The sequence below is a fragment of the Streptomyces sp. RLB3-17 genome (assembly GCF_007113425.2).
Lineage (GTDB): Bacteria > Actinomycetota > Actinomycetes > Streptomycetales > Streptomycetaceae > Streptomyces > Streptomyces mirabilis_D.
The window spans coordinates 329,084-355,180 of sequence record NZ_CP041610.2; the positions used below are offsets into that span (position 1 = coordinate 329,084).

At 68.5% G+C, this 26,097-nt stretch carries 19 protein-coding genes and 1 pseudogene; 13 read left to right on the forward strand and 7 right to left on the reverse strand.

Annotated features, from left to right (window positions below):
• Positions 1-14: 14 nt before the first annotated feature.
• Positions 15-1,295, forward strand: a complete 1,281-nt coding sequence (locus tag FNV62_RS01715) for a glycoside hydrolase family 1 protein (protein WP_144314483.1) — start codon at positions 15-17, stop codon at positions 1,293-1,295.
• Positions 1,296-2,540: 1,245 nt separating this feature from the next.
• On the opposite strand, the gene FNV62_RS01720 is transcribed toward FNV62_RS01715, so the two are convergent.
• The 4 genes and pseudogenes from FNV62_RS01720 to uidA all read right to left on the reverse strand — a co-directional run bounded on the left by FNV62_RS01720 (position 2,541) and on the right by uidA (position 8,772).
• On the reverse strand, positions 2,541-3,323 hold the full coding sequence (locus FNV62_RS01720; protein WP_144314484.1) for a class I SAM-dependent methyltransferase: 783 nt from the start codon (positions 3,321-3,323) through the stop codon (positions 2,541-2,543).
• A gap of 42 nt (positions 3,324-3,365) precedes the next feature.
• Positions 3,366-4,163, reverse strand: a pseudogene (locus tag FNV62_RS01725) (IS630 family transposase); the annotation flags it as partial.
• Between the two features lie 333 nt (positions 4,164-4,496).
• Entirely contained in the window at positions 4,497-6,947 is a 2,451-nt protein-coding gene (locus FNV62_RS01730) for a glycoside hydrolase family 2 TIM barrel-domain containing protein (protein ID WP_144314485.1), read from the reverse strand.
• Positions 6,948-6,993: 46 nt separating this feature from the next.
• Positions 6,994-8,772, reverse strand: coding sequence for a beta-glucuronidase (uidA, locus tag FNV62_RS01735; protein ID WP_144314486.1), 1,779 nt, complete (start codon positions 8,770-8,772; stop codon positions 6,994-6,996).
• Between the two features lie 468 nt (positions 8,773-9,240).
• Between uidA and FNV62_RS01740 the strand changes: the two genes are divergently transcribed.
• The 3 genes from FNV62_RS01740 to FNV62_RS01750 all read left to right on the forward strand — a co-directional run bounded on the left by FNV62_RS01740 (position 9,241) and on the right by FNV62_RS01750 (position 13,849).
• Complete coding sequence (locus tag FNV62_RS01740) at positions 9,241-10,734, forward strand: MFS transporter (RefSeq protein ID WP_144314487.1); 1,494 nt, start codon at positions 9,241-9,243, stop codon at positions 10,732-10,734.
• A gap of 370 nt (positions 10,735-11,104) precedes the next feature.
• Positions 11,105-12,175, forward strand: a complete 1,071-nt coding sequence (locus tag FNV62_RS01745; RefSeq protein ID WP_225900090.1) for an alpha/beta hydrolase fold domain-containing protein — start codon at positions 11,105-11,107, stop codon at positions 12,173-12,175.
• Positions 12,176-12,235: 60 nt separating this feature from the next.
• A complete protein-coding gene (locus tag FNV62_RS01750; RefSeq protein ID WP_144314488.1) occupies positions 12,236-13,849 on the forward strand; it encodes a glycoside hydrolase family 43 protein in 1,614 nt (537 codons plus the stop codon).
• 128 nt (positions 13,850-13,977) lie between these two features.
• Here FNV62_RS01750 and FNV62_RS01755 read toward each other — a convergent pair whose 3' ends face one another.
• Positions 13,978-14,604 (reverse strand): TetR/AcrR family transcriptional regulator, encoded by a 627-nt coding sequence (locus tag FNV62_RS01755; protein WP_143611928.1) that lies wholly within the window; start codon positions 14,602-14,604, stop codon positions 13,978-13,980.
• Positions 14,605-14,719: 115 nt separating this feature from the next.
• On the opposite strand from FNV62_RS01755, the gene FNV62_RS01760 reads away from it, so the two are divergent.
• From FNV62_RS01760 to FNV62_RS01795, 8 genes are read left to right on the forward strand one after another with little or no spacing between them, the layout of a single operon-like run.
• The gene (locus FNV62_RS01760) at positions 14,720-16,312 is read left to right on the forward strand and encodes an AMP-binding protein (RefSeq protein WP_144314489.1); all 1,593 of its coding nucleotides are present in this window, start codon (positions 14,720-14,722) and stop codon (positions 16,310-16,312) included.
• Positions 16,309-17,109, forward strand: a complete 801-nt coding sequence (locus FNV62_RS01765) for an enoyl-CoA hydratase/isomerase family protein (protein WP_143611930.1) — start codon at positions 16,309-16,311, stop codon at positions 17,107-17,109. The genes FNV62_RS01760 and FNV62_RS01765 overlap by 4 nt, the downstream gene beginning before the upstream one ends.
• Positions 17,106-17,864: an SDR family NAD(P)-dependent oxidoreductase gene (locus tag FNV62_RS01770; RefSeq protein ID WP_144314490.1), complete on the forward strand. Its 759-nt coding sequence runs from the start codon at positions 17,106-17,108 to the stop codon at positions 17,862-17,864. The genes FNV62_RS01765 and FNV62_RS01770 overlap by 4 nt, the downstream gene beginning before the upstream one ends.
• A gap of 22 nt (positions 17,865-17,886) precedes the next feature.
• On the forward strand, positions 17,887-18,897 hold the full coding sequence (locus tag FNV62_RS01775; RefSeq protein ID WP_144314491.1) for an alpha/beta hydrolase: 1,011 nt from the start codon (positions 17,887-17,889) through the stop codon (positions 18,895-18,897).
• Between the two features lie 38 nt (positions 18,898-18,935).
• Entirely contained in the window at positions 18,936-19,556 is a 621-nt protein-coding gene (locus FNV62_RS01780; protein WP_205523107.1) for an alpha/beta hydrolase, read from the forward strand.
• Positions 19,553-20,644, forward strand: a complete 1,092-nt coding sequence (locus tag FNV62_RS01785; protein WP_144314493.1) for a hypothetical protein — start codon at positions 19,553-19,555, stop codon at positions 20,642-20,644. The genes FNV62_RS01780 and FNV62_RS01785 overlap by 4 nt, the downstream gene beginning before the upstream one ends.
• Before the next feature lie 35 nt (positions 20,645-20,679).
• Positions 20,680-21,606, forward strand: a complete 927-nt coding sequence (locus FNV62_RS01790) for an alpha/beta hydrolase domain-containing protein (protein WP_413083814.1) — start codon at positions 20,680-20,682, stop codon at positions 21,604-21,606.
• A gap of 8 nt (positions 21,607-21,614) precedes the next feature.
• On the forward strand, positions 21,615-21,938 hold the full coding sequence (locus FNV62_RS01795; RefSeq protein WP_144314495.1) for an alpha/beta hydrolase domain-containing protein: 324 nt from the start codon (positions 21,615-21,617) through the stop codon (positions 21,936-21,938).
• Between the two features lie 180 nt (positions 21,939-22,118).
• Here the strand turns inward: FNV62_RS01795 and FNV62_RS01800 are convergent, their stop codons facing one another.
• Positions 22,119-22,430 carry a TetR/AcrR family transcriptional regulator gene (locus FNV62_RS01800; protein ID WP_205523108.1) on the reverse strand — a complete coding sequence of 104 codons (312 nt, stop codon included), beginning with the start codon at positions 22,428-22,430 and terminating at the stop codon, positions 22,119-22,121.
• A gap of 88 nt (positions 22,431-22,518) precedes the next feature.
• On the opposite strand from FNV62_RS01800, the gene FNV62_RS01805 reads away from it, so the two are divergent.
• Positions 22,519-25,260: an alpha-L-rhamnosidase gene (locus FNV62_RS01805; protein ID WP_144314497.1), complete on the forward strand. Its 2,742-nt coding sequence runs from the start codon at positions 22,519-22,521 to the stop codon at positions 25,258-25,260.
• Between the two features lie 203 nt (positions 25,261-25,463).
• Here FNV62_RS01805 and FNV62_RS01815 read toward each other — a convergent pair whose 3' ends face one another.
• Positions 25,464-26,033, reverse strand: a complete 570-nt coding sequence (locus FNV62_RS01815) for a TetR/AcrR family transcriptional regulator (RefSeq protein WP_164657589.1) — start codon at positions 26,031-26,033, stop codon at positions 25,464-25,466.
• Between the last annotated feature and the right edge of the window lie 64 nt (positions 26,034-26,097).

Consider the following 26,097-nt stretch of genomic DNA (forward strand, 5'->3'; position numbering starts at 1 on the left):
AGGAGTACGGATCCATGGCCTTCCCGGACCGCTTCCTGTGGGGCGCGGCGACCGCCGCCCACCAAGTCGAGGGCGACAACATCAGCAGCGACTTCTGGGCACTGGAGCATGCGACCGGCTCGCCCTTCGCCGAACCGAGCGGCGCGGCCTGCGACCACTACAGACTCTTCCGGCAGGACATCGCCATGCTGGCCGAACTCGGGCTGAACAGCTATCGGTTCACCATCGAGTGGGCGCGCGTCGAGCCCGAGGACGGGTTCGTGTCCCGGGCCGCGCTCGCCCACTACCGCGAGGTGCTCGAGGCCTGCCAGGCGGCCGGTTTGACGCCTATCGTGACGCTGCACCACTTCTCGAGCCCGCACTGGCTGACCAGACTCGGCGGCTGGGAGCACGAGGGCACGCCTGAACGGTTCGCGGCCTACTGCCGGACGGTGATGACCGAGCTCGGCGACCTGATCCCGTACGTCTGCACGATCAACGAGGCCAACATCGGCCGCGTCATCCGCCGCATCATGGCCAGTGCCGGCGCTGTTGCGGACCGGCGCAAGGCGATGGAGCAGGCGCCGGTCGGCCTGGACGGCCGGCCCGAGGGCGCGGAGCCGGCCGGCCAGGACGCGGTCCACGCCGGCGGCCAGGCGCCCGACATGACCGGCGTGTTCCTGTTCTCGTTCAGCGACGCGGCCTTCGACGTGATCACGGATGCCCATGTCCTGGCGCGCAAGGCGGTCAGGGAGGTCAGCCCGCAGACCAGGGTCGGCCTGACTCTGGCCCTGCAGGACGTCCAGGCGTTGCCCGGCGGGGAGAAGGGTGCCGAGGAGGCCTGGGCCGAACTGTTCGAGGACTTCCTGCCGGCCCTGGACGGCGACGACTTCCTGGGGGTGCAGAACTACTCGCGGATCCGCGTCGGACCGGACGGCACCGCGCCGGTGCCCGACGACGCCGAGGTCACGCAGATGGGCTACGAGTTCTATCCGCAGGCACTGGGCAACGTCCTGCGCCGAGCCACCGCGGCGGGCCTGCCGCTGATGGTGACGGAGAACGGGATCGCCACCGACGACGACTCGCGCCGCGTCGAGTTCATCCGCCAGGCCCTGGCGGGCGTCGAACGCTGTCTGGCCGACGGCGTGGACGTGCGCGGCTATCTGCACTGGACGGCGCTGGACAACTTCGAGTGGATGGCGGGCTACCGGCCCCGGTTCGGACTGATCGCCGTCGACCGGGCCACCCAGCGCCGCACGGTCAAGGACAGTGCCCGGTTCCTGGGCGGGATCGCGAGGCGGAACGCGCTGGACTGACCAGGACCGGGCACTGACCGGGCGGGATACGGAAGGTGAGGCAGACAGTCCCGACTCCCCCTCCTCCACCGGGCCGGGCCAGGCAGCTGACCCAGTCCAGGAACACGTTGTCGGCCGGACCATCCCTGGTCCTGCTGACAACTGATGTCGATGGGCAATTTCGGCTCTGGCCGAAATTCCGCAACAGTCTTGATGGCGCCGAGAGGCGATGGGCAGAGGGCTCGCTGTGCTGCCGCTCGAAGCAGACCGCCGAGGCCGAGCAACTCGTGAAGTTGTTCAGCGGGCAGGCTCGGGTTGGCTGCGGCTCCTTCGGCGAGTCCCGGGCCGTTGAGGAACGTCGAGATCATGGTGCGGGGCAGGAGCGGGTCGATGGCCGCAGCCCGACGTACGCGCGGCCCGGGGTCGGCGAGCAGGCTACGGGCGGCTCGGCCCGACTGGTGTCGGAGGCGGCCAGGGCACAGCCGTCGGGATCCTCGTGGTTCGGGAGGTGGTGCAGTCCGGGTCAGTGCGGCCACTCGTTCACACACGGCGGGGTCGATATCGCGCGCAGGGCGGTCGTCACGTCGCCGGACGTGTCGGGGTTGTGGGCAGGCGCCCGGGGTTGTTGCCGCTGCTGGGGCGGATGTCCTGGCCGTGGTTCCCAGAGTTCACGGTCATGCGGAGAGGACTCGCACGCACCTATTTCGCCTCGCCCTGTTGGGCTGCGCCATGCACCTGGCCCGGCGGCGGGCTTCCCATTCAGGTCATCGAGTGCGGCGTGGCCTGCTCATGCGGTGGGAGCGGGCTCGCCCGGGGCTTGGTGTCCCGTCCGTCGGGAGTCGTCACGTGGGCGAGGCGCTCTCCTGCGGGGCATGCGCGATTTCGGCCTCGCTCAGCAAGTGGCACGCAGGAGTGAGGAGTTCGCTCGCCCCCGCGGTCGTGGCGACTTCCTGCCGCGCCGTCCGGCGAGCCTGGCGCAGGTGTCGGCATAGGCCGGGTGCACTCCGCCCGCTGCGCGACCTCGCCCATACTCCTGCGCAGCCGCCCATCGCCCTGCTGAAGATGTGCCCGTAGCGCACGGTGCGGTCCGAGCCACGCACCGCCGGAGCGAGCCCGGAGACGAGGCCGACTTCCGTACCGAGGAGAACCACGAGATGTCGCCCTCTTCCGTGAGAATGATCAGCGCGGCTAGTGCTGTGACCTGCAACGTTCACCGGCTTGCCGTGGGTGAACGGAGAACCAGGCAGGGCGGAACCGATGTCTGGACTACTGCGTTGATGGGGCGCGCCGTGCGGTGAGCACGGGCTGGTAGTACCCGCTGGAGGCCGGACTGTGCCAGGTGATGTTCGTGAAGCCGGCTTCAGTCACGAACTCTGTCAGCTGCGGGGACGTCAGCGCCCAGGAGGTGCTCCGGCGGACTCGGACATGCCAGGTGTTCTCCGCGGGGATGAGCTGGAAGTGCTCCAGGTCGTAGCGCTCGCCGTCTTCATGCCAGTGCCACAGCTGGAAGGTGATCACTTGGCCGTCGCGTGTCTCCGAGACCTGGGGAGGAGTCGCCGTGGGTCTGGTCTGGCGCGTCTCGTCATAGGCCCGGACAGTGATCATCAGCAGTCCGTCGTCTCGGAGCACCCGTCTCATACCGAGGAGTGCCGCCCGGAGATCTTGCTCGGAGAGCAGGTGCGGGAGCGAGTTGTCCGCGCAGAGCACGACGTCGAATGACGTCTCCTTGAACGGCAGTTGGCGCATGTCAGCCGCAGCGGCCGGAAGCCTGCTGCCCCGGGCCGCCGCCTCAGCGGCGGCGCGCACGGCGGCGACCGGGCTCAGGTCGCTGCCGACGACCTGGTACCCGGCCAGGGCCAGCCCGATGGCCTGGGTGCCGATCCCGCACGAGCAGTCCAGGACAGTGTGCGGTCCCGCGCCGAGAGATTTGCGGACGAGCCCGCCCAGTACCTCGGCCTGGTAGGCCATGCTCGCGTCCCAGTCCCGGAACATCAGGTGGTAGTCGTGGGCCAACTCGTCGTAGAAATTCCGCACGGAGAGCTCGGACATGCATCCCACCGTAGTGCGTGGCCGCCAGGGAGGACGGGCAGTTCAGGAAGCGGCTGCCCGACTTCGGCCTCCCCCATGGACGCCCTCCTCGCCGCGGACACGGGCGCGTACGCGGCGTTGGGCGGCCGGCACGTCGGGGTGGCGGGTGTTCGCGTTGCGCCAGCGGAGGTAGGCGTGGAGGGCTCGGGTCTGTGCGGTGTGGTTGCGGTGGTGGGAGTTGGCGGTGGTGAATTACCGTAATGGTCCGAAGTGGGCCTCGATCGGGTTGGCCCAGGACGCGTACGTCGGGGTGAAGCACAGCTCGGCCCGGTTCTTCTTCGCCCAGCGCCGGATGGTCCCGCCCTTGTGAGCGGAGAGGTTGTCCAGGATGACGTAGATCGGGGCGCCGTCCGGGCGGGCCACGCGGATCGCCTTCAGGGCGGTGAGGATGTTCGCGGCGCCCTTCTTCCTGCGGTTGACGCCCCACAGGGTGTCGTCGCCGACGGAGTGGCAGCCATGGAAATAGCGGGCGCCGTGGGTGCGGTGGTAGGTCGCGGGATGACGCTCGGGGTGGCCGGCGCGGGCCCAGCCGGCTCCGATGGTGGGGCGGATGCCGAGCGGGCCGAACTCGTCGCACGCAAACAACCGGTCCGGGAAGTGCTCCAGCACGTGCTCGATCCGGTCGAGCTTGGCATCGCGCTCGGGGTCGGGGGATTCCTACCAGGTCTTGGTGCGCTGGAAGGTGACGCCGCGGCGGGTGAGCAGGCACCGTAACGCCTCGCGGCCGATCCGGATCACACGGCCGTGTACGCGGCGCAGGTAGGTGGCGAGTTTGCAGAGGGACCAGCGGGTGAAGGGCTGCCGAGGCCGCCGGCAGATCACAGATCACCCCCAGCTCCGGCTCCCGTCCGTTGGGCCCGTTCTGGTTCACCGTCGTCCGGCCGCCCTCGTCCATGACAGCGATCCACGACCGGCGACGGTGCCCATCGATACCGGCGTAAGCCCGCATCAGGGCCCTCAGGTCTCAACTCGGCGCCCCAGGTGGATGCCTCTTCGAACGCACCGGGAGGGGTCCCCACCCCTCACGGGGTCAGGTCAGCGCAGCATAGGTGGGGAGTCGAGACGAGCAGGCCCGTCCCAACCCCGAGTAGGGGGTGGGGAGTTGTCGGTGAGCGCCGTCACAACTGGAGAACCTTATTCGGCGTGCACCACTGCGGTGGCGGGCGTGCAGCCCGCCGCGGAGAAGGTGACTCTGATCTCGCCCGGTCCGGTGGCCCGGACGACGGCCAGCACCCGGCCCTCGTAGGTCGTGTGAACGTCGCCGGTGAAGGCTTCCTCGGTGGCCGACCGCCCGCTCCCGAACCCCTGGAGTACGGCCGGTCCATCGACCTCGACGGAGACCGAGAGATCCCGGTCGTGGAAGAGATTGCCCTGAGCATCCGTCAGCGTGACCGCGACGAAGGCGAGGTCGCCGCCATCGCCACTGATCGCCGCGCGATCGGCGGCCACCGCCAGCCGTACCGGACCCGTCGCCGAAACAAGGCGGCTGCGTCCCTGCTCCTTGCCGTCCTGGTAGGCGACCGCGACGAGTTCGCCGGGACGGAAGACCGTGTCGAACGCGGCGACGAAGCGGTTGGCCTCCCCCGCTGCCGCGCGCCCGAGCGACTCCCCGTCGAGCAGCAACTCGACCTCGTCGGCGGCGCTGTAGACCTCGACGAGGATCGGGGCGCCCTCGTGTCCGTCCCAGCTCCAGGAGGAGACCGCATCGGGCCAGGACCACGCGCTGGAGACGGACCGGCGACCGTGGTTCTCGGGCCGGTGTGCCACGATGTAGGGCTCGGTGCGCAGGCCGAAGACGATCTCACGGTAGTAGGACGGCGGGCGGCGGTGGCCGGTGATGTCGAGGTCGCCGGTCCGGGCGGTGAGCCAGGGATAGGGCGAATACGGCCCGGCGGTCCCGGCGTCCAGCACCTGGTTCGCGGCGCTGTCGGCGTATGCGATCTTGCCGACCCCCACCTCTCCCAGATAGTCCCAGCCGGTCCAGGTGAAGTCGCCGAGTACATGGGCGTTGTCGAGGGTCAGCCGCCAGAGCTCGGCGATGCGTATCGGGTGGGTTTCGGTGCCGACGATGATCCGATTGGGGAAGAGCTCGCGGTCCGTCTCGTAGCGCAGTTCCAGGTAGTTCATACCCGCGACGTCAAGCATCGCGAAGGGCTCGGCGGTGGCGGCGGTCATCTGGTCCGACGGGGCGTTCTCCCGGATGATCTCGTCCATGGCCGCCATGACCGCGTTCGGCCCTAGGTCCGCCGCCGTCGCGGCCAGGCGCTCCTGTGCGGTGGTCAAGGCCTGCATGATCGCGGACTTCGGGGTGGTGACGGCTTGCGTCAGGAAGCGTGTCCCGTCGAGGAGACGGATCTTCTCCGCGATTCGGCGCCCCCATACGGCCCCGTGCGGAGTGCTGGCTTCGGGGATCTCGTTGCCGATGGAGTAGAACACGACGCTGGGGTGGTTGAAGTTCTTGCGTACCATCGCCTCGACGTCCTTCTCCCACCAGGCGGGGAAGGACAGGGAGTGGTCGAAGTCGGACTTCGGCACGGTCCACATGTCGAAGCCCTCGTCCATGACCAGGACGCCGAGCCGGTCGCAGGCGTCCAGCAGCGCACGGCTGACCGGATTGTGCGCGCTGCGGATCGCGTTGAAGCCGGCCTGCTTGAGCAGTTCCACCCGGCGCTCGTCCGCGCGGGCGAAGGCGGCCGAGCCGAGCACACCGTTGTCGTGGTGGATGCACGCCCCACGCAGCTTGACGGTCTGTCCGTTGATGCGCAGACCGTGCACGGGATCGAGCTGGAGACGACGGATACCGAAGACCACACGCTCCTCGTCCACGAGTTCGTCACCCGAGACCACCGTCACGGATGCGGAATGCAGCGCCGGACTGTCGAGGTCCCACAGATCGGGGTCACGCACGTACAGCCGCTGACGCACGGTCACGGGCTCCCCGGGCAGGATCGTGACGGGGGCCGTGCTCCGGGCGACCCGCTCGCCTGCCGCGTTCTGAAGGTCCATGCGCACGTCGAGCGTGACCGGCCGGAGCCCGTCGTTCTCCACCACCGCGGCCACTTCCACCACAGCATGACCGGCGTCGACGTCGGCGGTGGTGATCCGCACACCGTCGAGCGCGAGGTGCACCGGACCGCCGACGATCATGTGGACGTCGCGGTGGATGCCGGCTCCCGAATACCAGCGCGAGTCCTGGTGGACGCGGCACTCCACGCGCACCTCGTTCTCCTCACCGTGCCGGAGGAAGTTGTCGGCGCTGATCGTGAATCCGGTGTAGCCGTTGGCGCACTGGCCGGCGAAGGCGCCGTTGATGGAGACGGTCGCGTCCCGGTACACGCCCTCGAACTCCAGGAACACGCGCTTGTCGCGATACTCCTTGGGGACGGTGAAGGTCTTGCGGTACTCGTAGATGCCGCCGGGGTAGAAACCGGACGCTCCGCCGGCCTCGGGGTCGCGCTCGCGTCCGATCATGGAGTCGTGCGGCAGGCGCACGTCCTGGTAGGCGGGGGCCATCCCGGCCATCTCCAGGAACCGGTTGGCCTTCGGCCGGGCCTGCCAGCCGTCGTTGAAGCTCGTGCGGATCATCGTGTCTCTTTCATCAGGCGCACTGTGACAAGAAGCAGGGGGGATGTCAGGCTTCGCCGTGCCAGCGGCGACGGACGGCGAACGCGGCGCTCTTGGGCTGCCGGTCCCGGGTGAAAACACCCTTCTTGTTGCCGTCCACACGGATCAGGCCCGGCCGGGTGGCGAAGTCGGCGAAGTTCCAGATGTGCTCGCCGACCACCGCTTCGACCCGGTCGAAGACTCGATGGCACATCTCCAGCAGCCGTGTCTGGTACTCCTCGGACCACGGAACGTCGAGGACGGCGTGCAGGCCGGGCAGGGTGTCCGCACCGTACTCGGTGATGATGATCGGGCGGTCGTACTTCGCTGCCCAGGCCCGCAGATCCGCCTCCAGCGCCACTTCCGCGCCCGCCAGGTCACCCATGTGCGAGTACCAGCCGTAGTAGCGGTTGACCATGATCACGTCGGCCAACTCGGTGACTTGGCACTGGTCGGCCGGGACCATCATCACGTTCGCGAAACCGACCGGCCGGGTCGGGTCGAGCTTGCGGGCCTCGGCGAACAGCGGCGCGAAGTAGTCGCGGGCCTGCGGCACGCCGGAGTCCGGCTCGTTGGCGATGCTCCACAACACGACGCTGGGGTGGTTGCGGTCGCGGGCGATCAGCTCCCGCAAAGCCTGGAGGTGCGTCTGCTGGGTTGCGGCGCTGATCGACTGCTCGGAGAAGGTCTCGTTGGCGGTGCGGCTGGGCGAAGGCGACATCTGCACGTTCAGGCCGACCGCGGCGGTCTCGTCGATGACGACGATGCCGTTGCGGTCGGCGTATTCGAGGACCTCTTCCGCGTAGGGGTAGTGGGCGGTGCGGAACGAGTTGGCTCCGGTCCACTTCATCAACTCGAAGTCGTGGACCATCAGCACGTCGTCATGACCGCGTCCGCGCACCGCGGCGTCCTCGTGCTTGCCGAAGCCCTTGAAGTGGAACGGCTTGCCGTTGATCAGGAACTGGGAGCCGCGCACCTCGACCGTCCGGACACCCACGGGCTGCAGGTAGGTGTCGACGAGTGCGTCGTCGGTGTCGTACAGGCCGACTTCCAGCCCATAGAGATACCCGTCTCCGGGCGCCCACGGGTGCACGTCCGGAACGCGCAGCCGGCCCTCCGCTCCTTCGGCCGACGCGACTCGCTGTCCTTCGGCGTCACGCAGGACCACTCGGACGTCCGGCGCTCCGGTGTGCTCGACGAGATAGTCGACCGTGCCCTCGGTTCCGTTCAGGCCGGTGTCCACACTCAGGGCCGTGATGTGTGTGCGCGGTGTCTTGCACAGCCATACCGAACGGTTGAGGCCCGCGTAGTTCAGGAAGTCCTGGAAGTAGTTCTGGTGGCGCTTGCCGTCGGGGCCTTGCTCGATCTCGCCGGGCGGGATGGACGTCCACGTCAGCTCATTGTTGACGACCACGGTCACCCGCGCCGCGTCACCGGGCCGGACGTGATCGGTGATGTCGGCCTCGAACGGCGTGTAGCCGCCCTCGTGTTCGGCGACCTGGGCGTCGTCGACCCAGACCACGGCTCGGTGGGTCGCCGCGTCGAAGCGGAGCACGATCCGATCGCCGGACCAGCCGGCCGGAATGCGGACAGTCGTCTGGTACCACGCGTCCCCGACATGGTCGAGGACGGACTGGTCGGGGATGACGTCGTTGTAACTGGCGGGCACCGGCATCTCGCGAGCCAGCGGCAGAGCGGCCCGCCACCAGTCGTCCCGGCGGCCGGCTCCAGCCGCGTCGAGCCGGAAGGCCCACAGGCCGTCGAGTGACTTGCTTTCGCGAGTCGGGTTCTCCTGCGGACGCAACATGCGCAGAACTCCTCGGATCGATTCAGTGCGGTGGCGCGGACGTGCCTACGTCGGCCTAACAGCGGGAGCATCATTAACGCGTGTTAGTCAGGGGAACGTCAACCTCTCCGCGTCGCTTCCTGCCACCACGGACCCCCGGGAGCGAGAACGAGCGCACGTTCGACCCAACTCTCGACGGCATCGTGCATTCAATCCGATCCACAGAATCCCCGGATCAGAGCTCGTTTGACGGGAGAGATTCGAGCGACGACCCCGACTCGACCATCATTCGTTACCTCCTTGTAATAAACCGATGGCTTGCCGCCCACAAGTCGACTGGATAACGTCCAGCCCACTCGACTGATACGTGTTAGTGACTGAGTCCCAACGCGAACCACATCGGGTGGTTCCCGCGGAGCAACGCATGACCTCGTTCGCCGCCGGTACGTAACGGCGTCGCCATACCAATCGGCAACGGAGGATCACCCCATGACAAGCACCACCGCGCCGCCCGGAGAAGCCGAGCGCGGCAGCAGGCTCGGCGCGCACCTCGTCGTCGCGCTCGTCTTCTTGAGCTGGACGGCGCACGCCTCCTCCATCATCGGCCTGCTCGCGGGCAACGCGACCGCGCAGATCGCGATCCACTTCCGCACCACCCAGATCGCCTGGTTCACGCTCGCACCCAGCCTTCTGGGCCTGTTCCTCTCCCCCGCGATCTACTGGGCCGCCACCCGGTACGGCAAGCGGCGCGTCATGCTGTCCGCCGCGGTCCTTGCCCTGTTCGGCGACGTCATAGCCGCCCTGGCCACGTCCTTCCCGCTGTTGCTCCTCGGCCGCGCGATCAGTGGTATCTACGCCGGCACCGCGGTCCTGGCCTACGCCATCGTCCGCGACATCGTTCCGAAGAAGTCGGTCGGCTCCGCGAGCGGCGCGGTCGCCGGCGGCATCGCGGTGGTGGGAGTCGCGGGCCCCTTCCTCTCCGCGGGGGTCCTGGACTCCTTCGGCTACCGCGGCGCGCTCTGGACCATGGTCTGCCTCACCGCGGTCACCGTGGTGGCTCTGCTGTTCTTCATCCCGGAGAGCCCGGTCCGCGACCAGTCCAAGCGCTTCGACTGGATCGGCAGCCTGCTGCTCGGCACGGGAGTGACCGCGGTCGTCTACGGAATCGGTCAGGGCTCGGACTGGGGCTGGACGAGCGGACGCGTCATCGGCCTGCTCGGCGGCGGCCTGGCGGTGATCCTCGTCTTCGTGATCGTCGAGAGCCGGATCGAGCATCCCCTGTTCCCCATGGCGATGCTCAAGCGCCGCCCCTTCTGGGGAATGATCGCCGCGACCTCCGTCGTGTACTGCGTGACCTCAGTCGGCACCGTCGGTTACCTGCTCGCGCTCTACCCGAAGATCCCGCACCTGTCCGCCGGACTGGGCTGGTCGGCCACCCACTACGCCTTGGTCGGCCTGCCCGGCGCGCCGATCCTGCTGGGGACGGCTCTGTTTGCGGGCCGACTTGCCAAGCGCTTCGACCCCCGACTGTTGCTCGCCACCGGCTCCGCGCTGTTCGCGGTCAGCATGGTGCTCAGCGTCTACTTCCACTACAACGCGACCCAGATGATCGCCACGTCGCCCGTCGGCAGTATCGGCATGGGCCTGGTCATCACGACGCTGCCGATCCTCGTGATCAGCGCCGTCGAGCCCCGGGAGCAGGCGCTCGGCAACGGTGCGCAGTCCATAGCCAGCGGAATCTTCATCGCCGTGGCCACTCAGGTCGCCTACGTGGTCATGGCCCAGAAGGGGCTCAGCTCTCACGGCGCCCAGTTCTACAGCGACGCCAGCTTCAAGAACGCCTACTGGTTGTTCGCCGGCATCGGCGCGCTCGGCGCGCTGTCCTGCTTCCTGATGCCACGGATGAAGCGCATGGACGAGGTCGAGTCCGGTCAGGCGCCGGCTCCGTCCGCTGAGGAGGAGGGCGCTCCGCTGCCGCGGTGACGGCGCGGCAAACCATTCCGAAGCCCAGCGGGTGGCGTCCCGCCTCCCTGACCGGTCCGACACTCACCCGCCGCACCGGCACCGCACCCGAGGATCGAGAAGGCGACAACGTCGGTGCCTCTTGGGGACGGAAGAACAGCCTTGTTCATCTCGACACCGACAGGCTTGCGCATCGAGCACAAGTCCCGTGCCCTCAGTATCGGCTTCCGACGGCCCCGGCCGCAGGTCGCCGCGGGCACTGGAGCCGAGGTCATCCTCCCCGACGGGTCCACGCACCTCCGGGAGCCCGCGGCCGCCACGAACTCACCGCGCTCAATGGTCAGAGCGGTTCGAACCGACCTGTCGTAAGTCCCAGCAAGAAGAGGTTCAAGTGCCCATCGACCCGTCCTACGGCGACCGCCATCGCGCGCTCGCCGAGGTATTCGCCAAGAACCCCACGGAACAGGAAGTCAGGGACCTGATCGGTCAGCTCGGGGGTGCCACGGCACCAGCCTGGTGCAGCCCGGACGTCGTGGTTCAGGACATCTCGGTCCCCGGACCACGCGGACCTATCCCGCTGCGCACCTACCGTCCGGTTCGCAGTCCGGCCACCAGTGCTCTGCTGTGGGCGCACGGCGGCGGATTCGAGGGCGGGGACCTGGACATGCCGGAAGCCCACCGGGTCAGCGGCGAACTCGCCCGGCGGGCCGAGGCGTTCGTCGTCTCGGTGGACTACCGCCTGGCGCGCGACGGCGTCCGCCACCCGGTGCCGCTGGACGACGTCCACGCAGCCTGGAACTGGCTGGGCACCCAAGGTCTGTCGGCCGTGTCACCGGGTGGACCGCTCGCGCTGGGCGGTGCGAGTGCCGGTGCCACGCTGGCCCTCGCGACGGCGCTCCGCTCCCGCGACCACGCCGAACGCCTGGCGGACGCACTGCTGCTGGCGTACCCGTGCGCCCACTTTCCCGTGCCGGCACTCGATGCGGCAACCGCTGCCGAGATGAGCCGGCTGCCGCAGTTCGGTCGGTTCACGCCGATCGCGGTCGAGCGGATCGTGCGCAACTACGTGGGCCGGATCTCCGACCTGCCGGCCGAGGCGATGCCAGGTCACGGACGGCTGGACGGCCTTCCCGCGACACACCTGGTCCTGTCCGAATACGACGACCTCCGTCCGTCCGGGGAACTCCTCCAACGTCAGTTGGAGGAGGCCGGGGTGCCGGTCGGCGCCTACCTCGCACGGGGAATGCTGCACGGACATCTGAACATCGCCGAGTCCGTGCGCCAGGTCGAGGAGTCGATCAGCTTCTTCGCAGCCGTGCTCAAGGGGGCCGCCGCCGACCACGCGTCCGACCGGCTGCCGTTCACGGTGTGCCGCGGCGGTGAAGCTCCGGACCACATCCACACCAGTGCCGAGGAGATCCGCCCGCAGGCCTCGGCACCGTCCGATCCCGAACAGGCCTGAGGCAGCCCGGCATGACGCCCAACCTGACGGTTCATACCTCAGTTCACGAGAAGGCATGAGATGGAATTTACGAACCCAGTCATTCCCGGCTTCTACCCCGATCCGAGCATCTGCCGGGTCGGCGACGACTACTACCTGGTGACCAGCTCGTTCGAGTACACGCCCGGTGTGCCCGTCTTCCACAGCCGTGACCTCGTCAACTGGCGCCAGATCGGCTCCTGCCTGACCAGGCCCAGCCAACTACCCCTGCCGTTGAACGTGCATTCGTTCGGAATCTTCGCACCGACGATCCGCCACCATGACGGCACGTTCTACATGATCACCACCAATGTCGACGACAAGTACGGCGGCAGCAGGGGAACAGGGAACTTTTACGTCAGCACCAACGACCCGGCCGGCGAGTGGTCCGAGCCCATCTGGGTCGAGCAGGGCGGGATCGATCCCTCGCTCTTCTTCGACGACGACGGCCGCGTCTACCTGACCAGCTCCTACAACCCGGGCGTCAACCACACCGACCCCAATACGACCGATCCCGGCTGGGGCATCCAGCAGAGCGAGATCGACATCGCCACGGGCAAGCTGCTCACCGAGCCGCGGGTGATCTGGTCGGGCACCGGCGGCAGCGATCCCGAGGCCCCGCACCTGTACAAGATCAACGGCCGCTACTACCTGATGATCGCCGAGGGCGGCACCGAATACGGGCACATGGAGACCCTGGCTCGCAGCGACACACCCTGGGGGCCGTGGGAGACCTGCCCGCACAACCCGATCCTCAGCCACCGCAGCACCTTCGGGCCGATCCAGGCGACCGGCCACGCCGACCTGGTGGAAGCACAGGACGGAACCTGGTGGGCGGTCTGTCTCGGCATCCGCCCGCAGCTCCACTCAAAACTGCACCACCTGGGCCGTGAGACCTTCCTCGCCCCGGTGACCTGGGACGACGACGGCTGGCCGCACGTGGGCGACAACGGGCGTATCAGGCTCTCCATGGAAGGGCCGAACCTTCCTGAGGTGACCTGGCCACAGCCCGCCCCACGCGACGACTTCGACCAAGCCGCGCTCGGGCACGACTGGAACTTCCTGCGCTGGCCCCGAGCCGGGGACTGGTCGCTCACCGCCCGGCCCGGCTTCCTGCGCCTGACCGGCAACAGCACAAGGCTGGACGACGGGTCAGGCGTGGCCTTCGTCGGCCGGCGGCAGACGGACACCAAGTGCGAAGCCTCCACCCTGCTCGACTTCACGCCGCAAGAGGACGGGCAGGAAGCCGGCCTGACCGTCTGGATGAACCAGAGCCACCACTACAACCTCGCCGTGACCCGACTGGGGGGCGAGCGGCGCGTCATCGTGCGACGGCGCATCGGCTCGCTCTCAGCCGTGGTGGCGAACGAACCGATCCCGGACGGCCCGATCACGCTCCAGGTCAGTTCAGCCATGGAGCTCGGGACGGCTGCCCCGCCTTTTCCGATCCCCACCTACACCTTCTCCTACGCACTCGCAGACGACCGGCCCCGCAAGCTGGCCACCGGCGAAGCACGCCACCTGGCGAGCGAAATCGCCGGGGGGTGCACCGGCGCCTACCTCGCGCTCTACGCCACCACCAACCGGGCGCAGACAAGCGTGCCCGCCGACTACGACTGGTTTGAGTACCGGTGCGGCTCTTCCGCGCGGACATAGGCGAACACGCGGTGAAAGCCAGAATGTCGTGGCAGGAACGCGTGAGGGGCCGCGTCCACGCGGCGCGGACCCTCACGCGTCACCCGGCCGCCGGGCAGCAGGCTCCCGGGCTCAGCAGCCGAACGCAGTCAGCTCACGTGCCGGAGTCCGTTGAACAACAGATCGGCAAGCTCCGCGAAGGATTCGGCGGCGGAGAGCCCCGTGCGTTCGAGCAGAGTGCCGGACTGTACGGCTTCGATGGCGAGGGCGACGACCTGGGCTGCGACGATGCCGTTGGTCGCCCGGAACACGCCGGCACGCACGCCGTCGTCGATCATTTCCCGGATGCGTTCGGCCGCTCGCGCCGTGTTGCGGGCGTAGATCTCCGCTGTGGGGGCGTACGTGACCATGTCGGTGTAGAAAGCCGGCGAGTTGCGGCGCATGGCTTGGGCCACGCCTTCGAGGTAAGTGGTGATCTTGCCCTGCGGGTCGTCCTGCTCGGCGACGGCCTGCTCGATGCGGTGGGCTTCGCTTCCGAAGAAGTGCTTGGTGGCCGCGACCACCAGCTTCTCCTTGGTGGAACCGACCCCGTAGAGCGTCGACTTCGAACAGCGCAGGCGGCGGGTGAGGTCCTCGACGGTCACCGAGGTGAAGCCCTCGGCAAGAAAGATGTCGGTGACCTGTGCCAGCAGATCCTCGCGCCGCGCCGTGTTGACCCGACGCCTGCGTGGGGTCTTCAACGGCGCGGGGGGTACCGCGCCATTCGTACGCATCATGACCTTGAGTCTGGCACAGAGCTGCCAACGGCATGAGCATCAGATATTGCCTGAGGGTACGTTTGTGGGTACGTTCTCCGGCAATAAAGTACCCACCTGAACCTGAGGAGCAGTGATGGTCCAACCGACCGCGCGCACCGCGGAGCTGGTGCGGAGCTACTCGGCGCCGTCGCTGGATGTGGCCCACCTGCTGTGCGACCGCCATCCCGGCCATGCGGTCGCGGCACGGGTGGTCGGCGAAGATCTGTCGGAAACGACAGTGACCTACGCGGAGTTGGCCGAGTCGTCGCGCCGGTTCGCGGGTGTGCTCAGCGACCGTGGCATCGGGCCCGGTCACCGGGTGGCGACGCTGATGGGCAAGAGCGTGGACCTGCTGACCGTCCTGGTCGGGATCTGGCGCGTCGGCGCGGTCTACGTTCCGCTGTTCACCGCCTTCGCCGAGACGGCGGTGACCGACCGGCTTCGCCGCTCAGGGACCCGCCTGGTGATCGCCGACACCGACCAGCGGCACAAGATCAGTGAAGGCGCCTGGGAGATACTCCCGGCCGACGACCTGGCCACCGAAATGGCGCGGACCGAACCGTGGGAGCCGGGGTCGGTCGCGGTCGGTGGAAACGGCCCGCTCGTGCACATGTTCACCTCCGGCACCACCGGGTCACCGAAGGGCGTGGTGCACCCGGCACGCTATGTCGGCGGTTGGCACAGCTACCTGGAGTTCGGACTCGGCGTCGGCCCGGACAGCGTGTTCTGGTGTGCCGCCGATCCCGGCTGGGCCTACGGCCTGTACACCGCGATCATCGCGCCACTGGCCGCCGGGATTCCCACACTTCTGCTGCGCGGCGGTTTCTCCGTCGACACCACGCTCGGAGTGTTGTCACAGCTGAAGGTGACGCACTTCGCCGCCGCCCCCACCGTGTACCGGGGCCTGCGCAACTCCGGCCGGATCCGAGCCGGAGAGCTCACCGTGCCCCACCTCTCTAGCGCTGGGGAGCCGTTGACCCCGGACGTGAACGCGTGGGCGCCCGAGGCACTCGGCGCGCAGGTGCACGACCACTACGGGCAGACCGAGATCGGTATGCCCATCGGCTTTCCGCATCACCCTGCGGTGTCGGTACCGGTGCAGGACGCCGCGATGGGCGTGGCACTGCCAGGCTGGTCGGTCACCGTGCTGGCCACGGACCGCGACGAACCGGCCGTGCCGGGCACCGTCGGCAGGCTGGCCGTCGTGGTGGCCGACAGCCCGCATATGACCTTCGCCGCCTATGCCGACGGTGACCACCACGGTCGCTTCGTCGGCGACGGCCGCTACTACGTCACTGGCGACACAGCGAGCATCGACGCGACCGCAGTGGTGCGGTTCTCCGCCCGCGACGACGACGTGATCATCATGGCCGGCTATCGCATCGGCCCGTTCGACGTGGAAGCGGTGCTGGCACGACACCCCGCGGTCGCCGAGTGCGCCGTGATCGCCGCACCGGACGAAGTCCGCGGCGAGGTCATCGAAGCCTATGTCGTGACCACCATCGACAGCGCGGTAACACAGGACGAGCTGCAGCAGTGGGTGAAGGACCACTACGCCGCGCATGCCTACCCCCGCCGCATCCACTTCGTCCCCAGTCTGCCGAAAACCCCGAGCGGCAAGATCCAACGCGCAGAGCTCCGCAGGCGACGCCGCGCGGAAGTGCTCGACGAGGAAGGCCCCCGATGAACCCATCCGACGTCCTGGACGTCGAACAGTCAGGCCCCGTACGGGTACTGACCCTGAACCGCCCGCACCGCAGGAACGCCCTCGACGCCGCCCTGATCGACGCCGTCGACGCCGCGCTGACCGACGCGGAAACGGATCCGGACACACAAGCGATCGTGCTGCGCGGAGCGGGCAAGAGCTTCTGCGCCGGCGCCGATCTCCGGTATTTGCTGGACCTCGGCGCCGACGGCGAAACACCGACGGCGTTCCTCCGTACCGTGTCCGCGCTCGCCACCCGGCTCGAGACCAGCTCGCTGCCGATCGTGGCTCAGCTTCACGGGCACGCCGTCGCAGGGGGCATCGAGCTCGCACTGGCCTGCGACATCGTGGTCGCCGCGGACAGCACGCTGATCGGCGACGGCCACATCCGCAACAATCTGATGCCCGCTGCGGGCGCGGCGGTGCGGATGCCGCATGTGCTGGGCCAGGCAACCGCCCGGCGGCTGGCGCTGACCGGCGAACTGATGCGCGCCGACCGCCTCGCCGCCACCAGCGCTGGCTGGCCGCACGAAGTCGTCCCCGAGAGTGAGGTCACCGCAGCCGCACTGCGGATCGCGCACACCCTCACCGACGCCCACGGCCCGGCCCAGACCGCCTACAAGCGGCTGATCGCCCGAACGCCCACCATGTCCGCCCCCGACGCGCTCGCCCTGGAGCTGGAGGTCTTCGCCCAGCACTGGACCACACACGATGTCGCCACTGCCCTGAGGAAGTTCGTCAACCGCCCGACCCATTCCCGAACGGAGCAGCCCGCATGAACCGGTTCCCCGACCAGATCGTCGTCGTCACCGGCGGCGGCCAGGGCCTCGGCGCCGCCATGGCGCACCGCTTCGCCGCCGAGGGCGCCACCGTGGTCATCGGCGACATCGACAAGGACACCGCCGCCGAACAGGCCGACCGGCTGCGCACGGAGTTCGGCCACCCCGCCGAGAGCACCGGCATCGACGTGACCGACTCCACCGCGGTCACCGCATGGATCGACGACGTCGCCACCCGGCACGGCCGAGTGGACGTGCTGATCAACAACGCCGGAATCATCCGCGACAACCGGATCACCGACATCAGCGACGCCGACTGGCGAGCCGTCCTCGACGTCTCCCTGACCGGCGGCTTCTACTGCGCGCGAGCGGCGATCCCCCACATGCGCGCCCGCGCCCACGGCCGCATCGTCTCGTTCAGCTCGATGAGCTGGCGCGGCAACTTCGGCCAGGCGAACTACGTCGCCGCCAAGGCCGGCATCGTCGGCCTGACCCGCACCATCGCGCTGGAAACGGCCCGCGACGGCATCACCGCCAACGCCATCGCCCCCGGGCTGATCGACACCCCGATGCTGGCCTCGATGAACGCCGCGGCGCGGGAGAAACTCATCGGCAAGGTGCCGCAGCGCACCACCGGCCGGCCGGCCGACATCGCCGAAGCCGCGGCCTTCCTCGCCTCACCTGCCGCCGGTTACATCACCGGCGTCGTCCTCGATGTGGACGGCGGCCTCGGCATCGGCTCCTCCATCCGATAACCGCACGAAGGAGTGCGCACCCATGACCAGTCCCCACCCTCCGGTGACTGTCCCCGAACGCCAGGTCCCCATCCCCGCCACGCTGAGCGAACCCGCCCAGGCGGTCATGGCCATGGGCAACCCGCTCACGCCGAAGCCGTGGCCACCACTGGACGACCGCGAGGCGGTGCAGGCCTACATCGCGGAGCGGGACGGGCTGACTCCCCCGGGCAGCGCCGGACCGATGGTGGCATCGTGCTACGGCAGCGCCGACACAGGCGTGCCCTGCGAAACCGAGCGCATCGAACTCGACGGCGTCGGTGTCTACCAAGCCGTGCCCCAGGGAGTCGCGGCGGATGACCGGCGCGTTCATCTGGTCATCCACGGCGCGTGGATCAGCGGCGGCGGAGAGCTGGCTCGCAGCGGTGCCGCCATGACAGCCGGCGCCCTCGGCGCCCGGACCTGGGCAGTGGACTACCGCATGCCACCCTTCCACCCCTTCCCCACCCCACTCGACGACTGCCTCACCGCCTACCGCGCACTGCTTGAGCACCACCGCCCCGAGGACATCATCATCGGCGGCATGTCCGGCGGGGCCAACCTCGCCGTGGCCACCATCCTCCGCGCCCGCGACGAGGGGCTCCCGCTGCCGACCGCCGCCGTGGTCAACACCCCGCCGATCGACCTCACCAAGGCCGGTGACACCCACCACACCAGCCAGGGCCTCGACATCTCCTACAGCGCGGACGAGTTGGAGATCGTCTTCCAGCTCTACACCGACGGGCACGACCGCACCGACCCGTACGTCTCCCCGCTCTTCGGCGACTTCACCAAGGGATTCCCGCCCACCATCCTGACCACCGGCACCCGCGACTTCCTGCTCTCCGACACCGTGCGCCTGCACCGCAAACTGCTCGCAGCCGACGTGCCCGCGGAACTCCACGTCTGGGAAGGCGCACCGCACTTCATGTTCCTCGGCATGGCACCGGAGGACCACGAACGAGCCACGCAAGTACGCAAGTTCTGCGAGCGGCACTGGGGCGGCGCGGCATGACGCCACACGCGACGTCGCCTGCCGACCGGCCCGGATGCATGGTTCCTGAGCACTATGAGTTGGTGCCCGAGGCGCTGTCCGCCGAGTTCGACGACGGCGTCATTCCGTACGTGCACGGCGGCGCGTACGTCAACGGTTCCGGCGAAGCCGGCACATACATGGGCCTGCCCATGGCCGGCCACGCCCGGATGCGGGCATTCGCCGTTGACTACCGCATGCCACCCGACCACCCGTTCCCCGTGGGCGCGGTGGTGCTGGCCACCCCCGAGGCCGATCTGACCGAGTCCGGCGACTCGTTCGAGATCAACGTCCACGTCGACGTCGTCGCATCGGAGCGGCTCACCGACAGCATCGCGCTGTACGCCGACGGACACCACCTGCGCGATCCCTACCTGTCGCCGGTGTTCGGCGACTTCGGCAAGGGATTTCCGCCGACGGTCCTGAGCTGCGGCACCCGGGACCTGTTCCTCTCGAACACGGTCCTGCTGCATCGTGCGCTGCGACGACCCGGGGCCGGGGCCGAGCTCCACGTGTGGGAGGGGATGCCGCACGGCGGGTTCTTCGGGGCTCCCGAGGACCAGGAACTGCTTGCCGAGCAGGCCCGGTTCCTGCACAAACACCTCGTCCCGACGGAAACAGAGCGAAAGGTCAAGAAGTGAGCGTCATCACCACCGTACGCGGAGACATCGCGCCCGCCGACCTCGGCTACACCAGCATGCACGAGCACCTCAACGCCGATATGACGTTGATGCTCGCGCTGGTCAAGCGCTATGGGGCGCCCCCCGTGCCGGCCGAGTTGCTCTCCCTGACGAACGAGAACCTCGCATTCCTCCGTGACGGCGGCGCGGTGATGTCGCCGGAGAGTTCGACGGAAGGTGACGTCGACTTCACCACGGCTGAACTCGGCTACTTCGCGAAGATCGGTGGCAGAGCGGTCTGCGACGCCTCGCCGATCGGCCTGCGCGGCGATGTGCGGGACCTCCGAACGGCTTCCGAACGCGCCGATGTGCACGTGGTGTTCGCCACCGGCCTGTATGTAGCCGACGCCCGGCCGGCCACCCATCAGAACCTGACCGAGGACGAGCAAGTGGCCTTCTTCCGTCGGGAGGTCACTGACGGCGTCGGCGACACCGGGCTGCGTCCCGGCTTCCTGAAGTGCGCCCTGTCGGCGACGGATCCGTCCGCTCCGCTGCATTCGGTCGAGACGACCACGCTGCGTGCCCTCGCCCGGGTGTCGGCCGAGACCGGGCTGAGCCTGCATGTGCATACCGCGTTCCCGATGTCGCCTGCCCAGGTACTCGCCGGAGTCGACATCGCACTCGACGCCGGCATGAACGTCGAACGGCTCGTCATGATGCACATGGACTCGTTCTTCCGGCCCTGGGACTCCATGGCCGCGTACGTGGGGGACATGGCGACGCCTCGCAACATCACCACCGACACGCCGCGCGCCGTGCTCGATCGCGGGGCCAACATCGGCCTGGACGCGTGGTCCTCGACCGTGCCGGTACTTCCCGACGACTACGACCGGATGAAGGGCCTGGTGGATCTGCTCCGCGGCGGGTACGGCTCCCAGATCGTGCTCGGCCACGACACGACCAGCAAGCCGCACGGCAAATCGTACGGCGGATACGGCTACACCCGGTTCGGCCAGTTCGTACCGCCGATGCTGCAGCAACTCGGGTTCGACGACGAAGTCTACCGACGCCTGGTCGTCGACAATCCGGCGCGCATCCTGGCGCACTGACGGTGAGGGAAATCCGTGGTGGCGACGCGCCATTGATGGATTCGACCCGCCTGACGGCAGACCTCCAAAACCAAAGGAGCGTAACGGTGAATGCGGCGAAAACCACGTCTCCGGTCGTTGAGGTAGCGGGACCAATCCCCGTGACCGCCGAGTCCGGCAAACCTTTCGGCGGCGCGGAATCGCCAGTGGGGCTGTCCGAACCGCCGGTGTCCGATCTCCTGCGGGACCATGACTACGTCGAAGAAGAGTTCTTCGTGTCAGGCGCAGTCGACGGCCGGCCCTACACAACCTCCCTGCTGATCCGCCGTCCGACCGACGCGGCCCGTTTCTCAGGCCTGGTCGCGCTCGAGCCCGTCCATGTGCAGGGGGCGCTCGCACTGTGGCAGACCTGCCATCCCGCGATCCTGATGGGCGGCCACATCTGGGTCACGGTTGGCTCGCAGCTCGCCGCCGTCGAAGGCCCGATCAAGGTGTCCAATCCTGGCCGATACGCGAGCCTGCACGTTCCCTCCGCCCCGGCGAGCGAGGAAAGTTTCGCCGCGCTCCTGGAATGGCAACAGAGCGACGACGCCAACCCGCCGCGCAGCTTGTTCGCGATCGACGCCATCTCGAACGAGATCATGACGCAGGTCGGCGTGCTGTTGAAGGCGGGCTCGAACGACGGCCCACTACCCGGCTTCACGGTCGAGCACCTCATCATGGGCGGGGCCTCACAGACCGGCATGGCGACCCTCAATTACATCAATGCCGCCCATGCACACGCGCGCCTGCTGGATGAGAAGCCCGTCTATGACGGCTTCCTGCCCATGGCTACGCCGGGCTGGGCGCCCGTCACCGGTGGCGACGCCGCCGTGGTCCATGTCTTCACCGAGGGCGACCTCGTCCTGTTCGGCGCGATCGGCCCGGGCGGCAACACAGCGGCGCGGCCGGACAACGACACGGCGGACGATCGCTATCGCTGACGAAAGGCATGGCCCCGCCGCACGCAGCCGCCATAGAGATCGCGAACGGCGCGATCGTGACGGACGAATTCGGCAACGCCAAAGGCGGCGTACGTTCGCCCTATGTCGATGTGCCAACCGCGCGCTACGTCGCCGCGCGCTACGTCCGCAACTTGATCGGCGTCGAGATGCCGTTCGCACCCGAGCCATTGCAGCAGCTCTACGAGACGCGCGCGGACTATCTGGCGCGCTTCAACCAAAGCATCGACGAGGCGATCAACGGCGGCTGGATCTTGTCCATGGACGGCGACAGGCTGAAGAAGGAAGAATCTGAATTGGCGCTGCTTGAGTAGATTTCAAAGGAAAGCGAACGCGAGGGCTGAGCTCCCGCATCGGAACTTGGCCTGGATTTTTCGCGAAAGTCCGCCGACAGGACTGAACCCGGCCGGCGCGCTCGAAGCACCGTGCCACTGCCCCGCGGTACGGCCCCTGCACCAGGCTTGGAGACGGGCTCAGCAGGCCAAGCGAACGCCCTACGTCCGCAGGGCATTCACTGAGGTCAGAATCTCTCGGATCGTCGACTCCAGCCGCACCGCGCCCCTGTCGAGAATCCATCGCGCCATCAACCCCGGCTGGAGTTCGTTCTCCACGATCACCGCGAGCAGGTCCTCCTTGCAGGCGAAGTGGTGCAACAGCCCGGTGTAGCTGATACCGGCCCGCTTCGCGTTGTCCTTCATGGTCGCGCCGTAGAAGCCCACCTCGCCGAACGCCTCCGTACAAACCTCGACGATCTGCCGCTTGATCGCCGCCGCCTTGGCGTAGGGCCCCCCGCGCCCGTCGGTCAACCCCACCTACTCACAGCGGCACGGTCTGCAACAGCCCGACGCACGACAACGGCCACCACCCACGCGAAGCTTTCAGGAGAGACATCTCATGTCCACCAGCGTCACCAGCCTGACCTTCGAGCACCTGCGCGACCCAATGGGACTCGGCATCGCTCGCCCGCGGCTGTCCTGGATCACCGAGACCACCACTCCGAACTGGACCCAGAGCGCCTACGAGATCGAGGCCCGGGGAGAGGTTGTCCTGGTGGAGTCGCCGGACTCCGTCCTGGTGGAGTGGCCCTTCGGACCTCTCGAGTCACGCGAGCGAATCACGGTCGGTGTCCGAGTGGCCGGGCCGACCGGCGCATGGACCGACTGGACCCGCACCGACGTCGAGGCCGCCCTGCTGCGGACGGACGACTGGAGCGCTGCCTTCGTCAGCCCCGGCGACGGATCGCTGCTGCGCCGGGAGTTCGAGGTACGGCCGGGCCTGCGGTCGGCGCGACTGTACGCGACGGCGCTCGGCGTGTACGAGGCCGAGCTCAACGGTTCCGTGGTCGGAGACCACGTACTGGCCCCCGGCTGGACCTCCTACCAGCAGCGGCTGCGCTACCAGACCTTCGACGTCACCGCCCTGCTGACCGAGGGGCCCAACTGCCTCGGCGCGACCGTGGGCGACGGCTGGTACCGCGGCCGGCTCGGCTTCGAGGGCAAGCGGGCCCACTACGGCGACCGCACGGCCTTCCTCGCCCAGCTCGAACTCGCCTACCAGGACGGCACGGTCGAAGGCGTCGTCACCGACGGCTCCTGGACCGCCTCGGCCGGACCACTCCTGTCCAGCGACCTCTACGACGGCGAGCACCACGACGCCCGCTTGGAGCAGCCGGGCTGGTCCGCTCCGTCCTTCGACGACTCGGGCTGGAAGAAGGCCGAAGCCGTCGACCACGACCTGGCCACGCTCTTCGCAACGTTGAGCCCGCCGGTGCGCCGGACCGAGATCCTCACGCCCGTGGCCACCACAGTCTCGTCCTCAGGCGCCACGATCCTGGACTTCGGTCAGAATCTGGTCGGCCGCCTGCGGATCACCGTCCGGGGCGCAGCGGGGGAAAAAGTGGTGCTGCGTCACGCCGAGGTGCTCCAGGACGGCGAGCTCTGCACCGCACCATTGCGCACCGCGCAGGCCACCGACAGCTACGTGCTGGGCAGCGCCGAAGCCGAGACCTGGGAGCCACGCTTCACCTTCCACGGCTTCCGCTACGCCGAGCTGACCGGTCCGGTCGAGGACGCCGTCGCCGTCGTCTGCCACACCGACTTCGAACGCACCGGCTGGTTCAACTGCTCCGACCCTCTGGTGGAACGGCTGCACGAGAACGTGGTCTGGAGTATGCGCGGCAACTTCCTCGACGTACCGACCGACTGCCCGCAGCGCGACGAACGGCTCGGCTGGACCGGCGACCTCCAGGCCTTCGCCCCCACCGCGTCCTTCCTCTACGACGCTTCCGGCTTCCTCGCCTCCTGGCTCGCTGATCTCTCAGTCGAGCAGACCGAAGACGGCGTCGTGCCGTTCATCGTCCCCAACGTCATGGGCCCGCCGACCGCGGCCGCCGCCTGGGGTGACGCGGCGGTGACCGTGCCATGGACCGCCTACCAGCGCTACGGCGACAGAGACCTGCTGGAGAGTCAGTTCCCGAGCATGCGCGCCTGGGTCGACAAGCAGCGCTCTCTCGCGGGCGAAAGCCTGCTGTGGGACACGGGCTTCCAGTTCGGCGACTGGCTCGACCCCACCGCGCCCGGCGATCGCACGGACCTCGCGAAGACCTACCCAGAAATCGTCGCGACCGCCTACTTCGCGCACTCCGCCGAACTGGTGGGCCGCGCCGCCGACGTGCTCGGCAAGCAGCAGGAGCGCGAGGAGTACCTCGCTCTCGCCGCGAAAGTGCGCGACGCCTTCCGCGACGAGTACGTCACTCCGTCCGGCAGGCTGCTCTCCGACTCGCAGACCGCCTACGCCCTCGCGCTGAGGTTCGGCCTCCTGCCGGACGAGGGCGCCCGTCGCCACGCCGGGCAACGGCTGGCAGACCTGGTACGCGGCGGCGGCTACAAGATCGCCACCGGTTTCGTCGGCACCCCGTTGCTCTGTGACGCGCTCACCGACGTCGGCGCCACGGAGATCGCCTACAGGTTGCTGTTGCAGCGGGACTGCCCCTCCTGGCTCTACCAGGTCGAAAGTGGAGCGACCACCATCTGGGAGCGGTGGAACAGTCTGCTGCCCGACGGGACGGTCAACCCCAGCAGCATGACCTCCTTCAACCACTACGCGTTCGGGGCCATCGCGGACTGGCTGCACCGCGTGGTCGCGGGGCTGGCCCCAGCAGCGCCCGGCTATCGCAAGCTGCGCCTGGCCCCGCGTCCCGGCAGGGGCCTGAGCAGCGGGAGCGCCCGGCTGCGCACGCCCTACGGGCTCGCGTCCTGCGCGTGGAGAGTGGAGGACGGGGCCCTCACGGTCGAGGCCGTCGTCCCGGCCAACACCTTCGCCGACCTCGACCTGCCTGGCCGCGAGACCGAAACGCTGGGCTCCGGCACCCACCGCCGCAGCGTGTCATTCGCCGGCAGCAGTGAGCCGTGCGTCCCGCTCAGCCTCGACAGCACGATGCGCGAGATCTCAGACCGCCCCGAGGCCCAACAGATCATCAACGACGCCATCGTCGCCTGGCGGCCGGAGGTCGCCGAGCTGATCGCCGCCGGCAGCTCCTCCACCGTCTCGGCCGCGACCACCGTCCGCGAAGCACTCGGTGTCTTGCGAAACAACGAACTTCTCGCCGAGATCGAAGCCCGCTTCGCCGCGCTCTGATCCGGCACCCGGCCCGCCGCCGGTGCGCCGCCCGAATCGGCGTTCCGGCCGCTGTCCTCCCACCCCATGTCGAGCGATGCTTCCACCAGCTCAAGGGCTTCCGCGGCCTCGCCACCAGGTACGACAAGACCGCCACCTCCTGCGAAGCGGCGGTCACACTCGCGTCGTTCCTGCTCTGGGCAACACCAGTTTGACGACGGACCCTAGCCGGCCGCGCCGGTGAACAGCGCGCGGTGCAGCATGGCGCGGACCCGGTCGGCGGCTTCCGGCCGGCCCGCCAGGTCACTGTCCGCCATGGCTCCGGCAGCCATCGGGAAGGCCAGCATCACGTCGTCGACACCGACCACCGGGTGCACGATGCCGGCCGCGCGCCCTCGGACGAGAAGAGGTTCGAACGCGGCGATCGTTCGGGTCGAGAGCTCGCTCAGCCAGGAGAGGTCGGCCGCGGACAACATCCGCTCGAATCCTCGGTTCGCTCGTTGCTGGTCGAGTACGAAGTCGAACAGCGTCACGATCCCGTCGTCGGCCTCCCGCAACTCGACGGCGCGACGCTCGATCAGCGCCACGTTCTCCTCGAAAACCGTCGCTGCGAGCTGCTCTCGGGTGGTGAAGTGCCGGTACAGCGTGGTGCGGCTGACCACGGCCAGCCGCGCGACCTCCTCGAGAGCCACGTCGGCGCCGCGCTCGGCGAACACCACCCGGGCCGCTGCCAGAAGCCTTTCACGGTTGCGGACGGCGTCGCGCCGCATCGTGGGCTGTGCCCCATCAGTCATGCCCCGAAGTCTACTAGCCATGATTCGTACACCAGTGTACGTTTCCTCTTCGGAGCGCATACGA

Bases quoted from the DNA above. Each gene is read 5' to 3' on its own strand.
- FNV62_RS01765 (WP_143611930.1), top strand. From the start codon at position 16,309: ATGAACCCATCCGACGTCCTGGACGTCGAACAGTCAGGCCCCGTACGG.
- FNV62_RS01775 (WP_144314491.1), top strand. From the start codon at position 17,887: ATGACCAGTCCCCACCCTCCGGTGACTGTCCCCGAACGCCAGGTCCCC.
- FNV62_RS01760 (WP_144314489.1), top strand. From the start codon at position 14,720: ATGGTCCAACCGACCGCGCGCACCGCGGAGCTGGTGCGGAGCTACTCG.
- FNV62_RS01715 (WP_144314483.1), top strand. From the start codon at position 15: ATGGCCTTCCCGGACCGCTTCCTGTGGGGCGCGGCGACCGCCGCCCAC.
- FNV62_RS01750 (WP_144314488.1), top strand. From the start codon at position 12,236: ATGGAATTTACGAACCCAGTCATTCCCGGCTTCTACCCCGATCCGAGC.
- FNV62_RS01720 (WP_144314484.1), bottom strand. From the start codon at position 3,323: ATGTCCGAGCTCTCCGTGCGGAATTTCTACGACGAGTTGGCCCACGAC.
- uidA (WP_144314486.1), bottom strand. From the start codon at position 8,772: ATGTTGCGTCCGCAGGAGAACCCGACTCGCGAAAGCAAGTCACTCGAC.
- FNV62_RS01805 (WP_144314497.1), top strand. From the start codon at position 22,519: ATGTCCACCAGCGTCACCAGCCTGACCTTCGAGCACCTGCGCGACCCA.
- FNV62_RS01795 (WP_144314495.1), top strand. From the start codon at position 21,615: ATGGCCCCGCCGCACGCAGCCGCCATAGAGATCGCGAACGGCGCGATC.
- FNV62_RS01740 (WP_144314487.1), top strand. From the start codon at position 9,241: ATGACAAGCACCACCGCGCCGCCCGGAGAAGCCGAGCGCGGCAGCAGG.
- FNV62_RS01755 (WP_143611928.1), bottom strand. From the start codon at position 14,604: ATGATGCGTACGAATGGCGCGGTACCCCCCGCGCCGTTGAAGACCCCA.
- FNV62_RS01815 (WP_164657589.1), bottom strand. From the start codon at position 26,033: ATGACTGATGGGGCACAGCCCACGATGCGGCGCGACGCCGTCCGCAAC.
- FNV62_RS01780 (WP_205523107.1), top strand. From the start codon at position 18,936: ATGGTTCCTGAGCACTATGAGTTGGTGCCCGAGGCGCTGTCCGCCGAG.
- FNV62_RS01790 (WP_413083814.1), top strand. From the start codon at position 20,680: ATGGATTCGACCCGCCTGACGGCAGACCTCCAAAACCAAAGGAGCGTA.
- FNV62_RS01730 (WP_144314485.1), bottom strand. From the start codon at position 6,947: ATGATCCGCACGAGCTTCAACGACGGCTGGCAGGCCCGGCCGAAGGCC.
- FNV62_RS01770 (WP_144314490.1), top strand. From the start codon at position 17,106: ATGAACCGGTTCCCCGACCAGATCGTCGTCGTCACCGGCGGCGGCCAG.